Origin of the sequence: Lacinutrix sp., assembly GCF_023299985.1 — a bacterium.
GTDB lineage: Bacteria > Bacteroidota > Bacteroidia > Flavobacteriales > Flavobacteriaceae > Lacinutrix.
The window spans coordinates 1-4,563 of record NZ_JALZVX010000118.1; the positions used below are offsets into that span (position 1 = coordinate 1).

Sequence of the window (4,563 nt, forward strand, 5' to 3'; positions counted from 1 at the left end):
TCACCACCATGAGTTTCTGCACCAGAACACCAGTTTTTATTTATTTCAGGTGATTTACCATTAGTTTGGTTGTAAGCACCAAGTTTAAAGAAGCAACCTTCACCTGCATAAGCAGCTTTACGTTCTACACCATCTTGACCAATTGGTACAAATAGTTTTCTTGTTTGTTCTGGCATGTCTGCTTTTGTAACGTATTCTGATTCAAATAAGTTTTTTGAAAATGATTTAACCTCATGTCCTTCACTTGTAAATTTTAAGTTCATGATACCATCCTTCACTTCTATTTCGTAACTAAATTCTTCGCCTAAAGCGATACCATTCTCAGGTTCTTCTGGATATGTATTTGCTTCACTACCAACTACAGAAAAGTCATGTCCCCAAACTGCTGAAGAATAATCCCATCGACCTGAATTATCATCTCCTGCTGTATTGATTTCATAATGCCAAAACACTGAACCTTTAGTATGACCAGGAAATTTTTTGTAGAATATTTTAAGTGGCTCGTTTTCATGACCATCTGCACTATGGATTTGTCCAATAACTACTGAATACGAAGCTGCCACACGAGCATCACCTGTTGCAGATACATTCATGACTTTAAGCGTTGCTGTTAATTTATCGTTAGCCGTTTTTGGATACCATTTTTTTGTTTGCGCTAATTCGGTTCTTGTGTTATTTGAAGTTCCGTGTGTATCTCCACCATTTGGTGCTTTAAAAACAACCCAATTCTTTTCACTTTCATTTTGAGTATAAAAGAAATCTTTGTTTTCAAAATTATTTGCAATACCAGCATTTGAACCATCTCCTAAAATTAATTTCCAATGGTCAAAAAATGGAATAACGTCACTTGCGTAAACGATTTTTTGTACTTCTTCTTTATCTGTGTTGATATCCGTTGACGAATCTGTTTTTTTGTTTGAATTGTTACAACTATTAAGAACTAATAAAACATTAAGAAATAAAAGCCTTGATATTGATGTGGTTATTTTTTTATTCATTTTTAATAATTTATTGGTTTTTAATAATCGCTCTGTTAATATTTAGTAGAATGCTATTCTATAGAGTTAATTTAGGCTTCTTTCCATAATTTCTGAATATTCCTCAAATCTTTTTTCATAGCATCAAACACTACTTTTTTATCTACAGTTATTGTACTGCGTCCTTTTTCTGCACCTCCTAAATCATATTCTAAATGAAGTGATACTGGTGGTTTCAATTTATATTTTTTCAATAATTTAAAATAGGTATTAAAATCTACCATGCCTTCACCAACTGGCACATTAATAGGTTTCCATTTACCATTAATATTTCCCCATTTAAAATCTTTTAATACAATTCCTTTTATGTTGGCTTGTAATAGTTGTAATCCATTTTCCCAAGAGTGTCCACCTTCTGCAATGGCATGACGAATATCGTATTGCGTTCCAAAATAATTTGAATCTGCTGTTTCCAATATTTTTTTAATTTCCCAATAAGATGCTCCTACATTTTTACCAGCATGGTTTTGGTAGTAGCCAATAATGTTTTGCTCCTTATTTAAATCACTTAATTCTTTAACGCGCTGTTTATAGACTTCCAGCGATTCTTGCATTGTTTTTTCTTCAAGATACTTAAACCAATGTGTGCGGTAATATTTAACACCAGATTTAGCTGCGGTTTTAATAATATCTACGTCTAATGGGTTGTGTATACTTTCTATACTAGTAGTAATCATTTCACAATGAGATCCAGCAGATTTAATATCGAATATTGCTTTTGGTAAATCTATTTTAACCGATTCTGGCAACACATGTCCTTTAGCTCTTACGGTTAGATCTACTCCAGCAAAGCCCATTTCAGCAGCCATTTCTCCAGTAGTTTTATAATCTAAAAACTGAAGGTGTTTAGAAAAAATATTAATAGAAAGCTCCTCTTCTAAACTATTCTCATTTGCCCAATTATTTAAGGGAAAACTTAAAAGCGGTAAAGCAGTTGCAGCTAGTGCAGTCTTTTTTATAAAATCTCTTCTACTGGTTGATTTCATTTTGTTATCGTGATTTATTTTAAAAGTATTTAGCCATTAATCCTACAATGCCTGTATATGAAATTACACAAGAGAAAAATAATGCGGCAAACAAACCAATGTTTACCAAAAGACTAGTTTTATACCCTTTCATTATTTTTTTGTTGTTTACCAGTAACATGATGCTAAACACCACAAGTGGCAAAATAAAGACATTAAAAACTTGAGATAAGATTTGAACCAAAATAGGTTTACCTCCAAAAAATGCTGGTCCAATTAAAGCTACCAAACAAGCAATTGCGGTGATTATTCTAAACTGTTTAGAGGTTGTATCTAAAGTTCCGGATTGGTAATCTGCAACTAAAAGCGGAGCAATTAATAAACAAGGAAAAATAGAAGACAAACCTGCACTTAGTGTTCCAAAAAAGAAAACTGCTACCGCAAAACTTCCTGCAATAGGCTCTAGTGGTTTTGCCATATCCAAAACATTATTTACTGAAGTTCCTTGGTGAAATAAAGCACCACTAGCTACAGCCATAATAGCACCACTAATTACAAACACCAATATAGCTGCTGTAATTGAATCTTTACGTTGTTTTCCTAGATCCTTAATACCCCAATTTTTTCCTTTCACAAATAAAGGTCTAGATAAAAATGTAGCTGCTGCCATTGTCGTTCCTACAAATGCTGCAACCATCATTTTCCCTGATATTTGGGGATCTTTAGATTCTGGAATGTATGGAATTAATCCTTCTAAAACTTCTGATGGTAATGGATGTACAAAAAATAGAGACACAATGAAAGACAAGCCCATAAACGTAACGAATATGACTAATATTTTTTCGAAAAATGAATATTTACCTACTAGCATTATGCCATAAAAAATACCGACAATTAAAACAGCAATAGCCAAAACTGTTTCATATTCATACGCTTTAAGTCCTTCAAAATAGATAGAGAATATCTCATAAAGCATATTGGACGAAATAGTTAAAATTCCCATTAGTGATCCCCATTGCCCAACAGAAATTCCAATAATAATTAAGATTGCAATTATTTTACCTCCTTTTATATATTTTTTAAAACTGAAAAGTGCTGTTTCTCCGGTGATTAATGTATAGTTTCCATAAACAAACATAAGAATTCCAGAAAACAAGCAACTTAGTAAAAGCACCCAAGTTAGTTGCATACCATAAGCACTTCCTGCTTTTATCATAGAAGTAACACTTCCTGTTCCAATGGTGTAACCAATGGCAAAAATCCCAGGACCGAATCCTAATACTATGGCAATAATCTTTTTTAGAAATGATTTTTTTTGCGTGGTTGCATCCATAATATTCGTTGGTTTATAAGTTAGTTAGTTCTTCTTTAATTCCAGTTTGTATGATAACTCTTACCTGAATCATCATCTAGTCTTTTATAGGTATGTGCTCCGAAATAATCGCGCTGTGCTTGGATTACATTTGCAGAAGCATAATCTGTTGTAATGCCATTTAAAAACTGAATAGCCTCGCTCAAAGCAGGTGTTGTTAAATCATTAAGTATACTTTGAGAAACTACCTTTTTTGCCGAAGCTTTGTATAGCTTCATTTTTTCTATTAACTCAGTATTGGTTAACATGTTGGTAGTCTCTTTAAATACTTCGACTAAATCTTCCATTAATGCAGATCTAATTATACAACCGTTAGTCCAAATCCTTGCAATCTCACTTAGATTTAAATTCCAAGAGAATTTATTTGAAGCTTCATTTATGAGTTTAAACCCTTGATAATGGTTAACAATTCTTGCAAATTGATAGGCTTCTAGGACTTGGTCTGTTGTGATATTTAATTCTGAAATATCTTCAGTTTCAAAATTATTGCTTAACCGAATTCTTTCGTCTTTGTAAAATGAAATATACCTTGAAAACAAAGCTGAAGTAATCATTGTACTAGGTAAACCAAGTTCAGCAGAAACAATCGCTGTCAAGTTTCCTGTGCCTTTGTTTCCTGCTTTATCTAGTATTTTATTTACCAACCAATCCTCTCCTTCTTTCTTCTTAAAAATCGCAGTTGTTATTTCTAACAAATAACTACTAGCTGAATCTTTCCAAGATTCAAAAGTATTAGAAATAGTATCTGGATTTTGACCCATCGCTTTTAAAATAGTGGATACTTCTGCTAGTAATTGCATTTCTACATATTCCACGCCATTATGCACCATTTTTATAAACTGACCACTTCCTTCTGGTCCAACATACGTGCAACATGGCAATCCGTTTTTGTCTTTAGCTGAAATAGTTTCTAGATAATTTTGCACTTCTTTGTAGGCTTCAAAATCTCCACTCGGCATTATAGATGGTCCTTTTAAAGCACCTTCTTCACCACCAGAAACTCCAGTTCCTATAAAATGAATAGCCTTTGTTTTTAAATAATCGTAGCGTTCTTTTGTTTTTAAATAGTTAGAGTTACCTCCATCTATTATGATATCATTTTCAGACAAATGTGGCAATAGATCTTCAATAACAAAATCGATTGTTTTCCCAGCATTCACCATAAGCATTATCTTTCTTGGTGTTTGCA

Annotated in this window: 4 protein-coding genes; all 4 read right to left on the reverse strand. The window is 32.8% G+C overall.

What is annotated here, in order from left to right; all coding sequences use genetic code 11:
* Nucleotides 1–998 (reverse strand): polysaccharide lyase family 7 protein (locus Q0C58_RS06070; RefSeq protein ID WP_290698842.1); only part of this gene is annotated, 998 nt, incomplete at its 3' end.
* Nucleotides 999–1,069: 71 nt separating this feature from the next.
* On the reverse strand, nt 1,070–2,023 hold the full coding sequence (locus Q0C58_RS06075; protein ID WP_290698843.1) for a TIM barrel protein: 954 nt from the start codon (nt 2,021–2,023) through the stop codon (nt 1,070–1,072).
* A 19-nt stretch (nt 2,024–2,042) separates the two neighbouring features.
* A complete protein-coding gene (locus tag Q0C58_RS06080) occupies nt 2,043–3,335 on the reverse strand; it encodes an Nramp family divalent metal transporter (RefSeq protein ID WP_290698844.1) in 1,293 nt (430 codons plus the stop codon).
* A 35-nt stretch (nt 3,336–3,370) separates the two neighbouring features.
* Nucleotides 3,371–4,563, reverse strand: a 1,193-nt coding sequence (gnd, locus tag Q0C58_RS06085; RefSeq protein WP_290698845.1) for a decarboxylating NADP(+)-dependent phosphogluconate dehydrogenase, incomplete at its 5' end; no start/stop codon positions are given.